Annotated in this window: 2 protein-coding genes; both read left to right on the top strand. The window is 70.4% G+C overall.

All coding sequences use genetic code 11. The features are described 5' to 3' along the window. The first annotated feature begins 149 nt into the window (after nt 1-149). The gene (locus ACPYOG_RS19090; RefSeq protein ID WP_481295715.1) at nt 150-884 is read left to right on the top strand and encodes a ThuA domain-containing protein; all 735 of its coding nucleotides are present in this window, start codon (nt 150-152) and stop codon (nt 882-884) included. A gap of 39 nt (nt 885-923) precedes the next feature. After that, nucleotides 924-1,713 (top strand): Gfo/Idh/MocA family protein (locus tag ACPYOG_RS19085; protein WP_481295714.1); only part of this gene is annotated, 790 nt, incomplete at its 3' end.

Raw genomic sequence — 1,713 nt, 5'->3', positions numbered from 1 at the left:
CCCCCCAGATTAGCGAGTGTCTCGTGGGCTCGGAGATGTGTATAAGAGACAGCCCCCCCGAGCCCCCCACCATCGAGTCCGCACAGACTGCACGAAATCTCCGTCGAAACCGCAAGTCTTCGCGGACTCGGCGGTGTTACGAAAGGAGCATGACCATGGCGCTGCGCGTCACCGTCTGGAACGAGGGCGTCCACGAGGCGACCCAGCCCGAGATCGCCGTGATCTACCCGCACGGCATCCACGGCGCCATCGCCGAGGGTCTCCGAGAGCTGCTCGGCGAGGAGGTCGCCGTGCGCACCGCGACCCTCGACGACCCGGAGCATGGGCTCAGCGAGGAGGATCTCGCGCAGACCGACGTCCTCCTGTGGTGGGGCCACATCGCGCACGACCGCGTGTCCGACGACGTGGTGGAACGTGTCCGTCGCCATGTCCTCGGCGGGATGGGGCTGATCGTCCTCCATTCCGGCCACTTCTCGAAGATCTTCATCCGGATGCTCGGGACGACGTGCTCGCTGCGCTGGCGCAATCCCGAGGGCGGCGAGCGCGAGCTGGTGTGGAACGTCGACCCGACGCATCCCATCGCCGCGGGCGTGCAGCAGCCGATCGTCATCGAGGCGCAGGAGATGTACGGGGAGTTCTTCGACATCCCGACCCCGGACGACCTGGTGTTCATCAGCTCGTTCACCGGCGGAGAGGTGTTCCGGTCGGGCGTCACGTTCACGCGCGGTCGGGGCAAGATCTTCTACTTCAGCCCCGGGGACCAGGAGTACCCGGTGTACTTCCACCCGCAGATCCGGCGCGTGCTCGCCAACGGCGTCCAGTGGGCTGCGCCGGTGGCCGGGATCCGTCAGGCGCCCGAGGTCTCGAACCCGCAGCCGGTCTGAGTCCCCATCGACCCCGGACGACACCAGGAGACGACACCCATGCCCGACACGCTCGCCGCCCTGCCGGAACCGCGCCATCCCGATCCTGCGGACGCCCCGCCCCTGCGGTGGGGCGTGCTCGGGCCGGGAGCCATCGCCGCCGACTTCACCGACGCGCTGCACCGGCACACGCGCCAGCGGGTCGTCGCCGCCGGCTCGCGGTCGGCTGAGCGCGCCGAGGCCTTCTCGGCTGCGCACGGCGTCCAACGCTCGTACGGCTCCTACGAGGCGCTCGTCGCCGATCCCGAGGTCGAGGTGGTCTACGTCGCGACCCCGCACAGCGAGCACCTCGCGCATGCGCTGCTGGCCATCGCCGCAGGCAAGCACGTCCTCATCGAGAAGCCGATGGCGGTGACGGCCGACCAGTCGCGCCGGATCGTGGAGGCGGCACGCGCCGCCGGCGTCTTCGCCATGGAGGCGATGTGGACGCGCTACCTGCCGCAGACCGACATCGTGCGGCAGCTGCTGGCCGACGGAGCACTAGGCGAGGTCCGGCTCGTCACTGCCGACTTCGGCGGACGCTCCCGGTACGACCCGGCGAGCCGGCTCTGGAACCCGGCGCTCGCCGGCGGAGCGCTCCTCGACCTGGGCGTCTACGTGGTCTCCTGGTCGTCGTTCGCCATCGGACCGCCCGCCGGCATCGTCGCGACGGGGACGCTCGCCCCGACGGGCGTGGACGACCAGGTCGCGCTCGTGCTCTCCTCTGCGCACGGGGCCCAGGCGCTGCTGAGCACGACGCTCCGGGCCTCCACTCCGTCGCTCGCGACGATCAGCGGCAGTGCAGGCAGGA

The organism is Leifsonia sp. HAY1-4F (genome assembly GCF_056755275.1).
Note: the sequence above shows the minus strand (reverse complement) of the source record. Positions and strands in the feature narration are given on the sequence as shown.

Bases quoted from the DNA above. Each gene is read 5' to 3' on its own strand.
- ACPYOG_RS19090 (WP_481295715.1), top strand. From the start codon at position 150: ATGACCATGGCGCTGCGCGTCACCGTCTGGAACGAGGGCGTCCACGAG.